This window comes from Corynebacterium sp. MSK204, assembly GCF_030229885.1.
Lineage (GTDB): Bacteria > Actinomycetota > Actinomycetes > Mycobacteriales > Mycobacteriaceae > Corynebacterium.
This window is the reverse complement of record NZ_JASPGQ010000065.1, coordinates 1-311: the sequence shown is the minus strand read 5'-3', so window position 1 is coordinate 311 and position 311 is coordinate 1. Positions and strand designations below refer to the sequence as shown.

Below are 311 nucleotides of genomic sequence, written 5' to 3'. Positions count from 1 at the left end.
CCGTTCGACTTGCATGTGTTAAGCACGCCGCCAGCGTTCGTCCTGAGCCAGGATCAAACTCTCCACAAAAAGAAAAAATTTCAGAACAACAAAATCCTGAAAAGGCCATGAAAAGCCCAAACCTAACCAAAAGAACAAACCACCACAAACCACAAAAGCAGGCTCGTGCTGGCGTCCAAAAATTACTACAAAGAAAAAATCATTGCCTCCCCAACCCGACGGGGCACAAAAAGAGGAGACAAAAAGTTGAACACAATCACATGCCAACCAATCCATCAATGCAGCCGAAACACTAAACAGTATTCAAAAAG

At 44.1% G+C, this 311-nt stretch carries 1 rRNA gene; it reads right to left on the bottom strand.

The window, feature by feature from the left end:
• Nucleotides 1-69: ribosomal RNA gene (locus tag QP908_RS11800) — 16S ribosomal RNA — on the bottom strand; the annotation flags it as partial.
• Nucleotides 70-311: the final 242 nt, after the last annotated feature.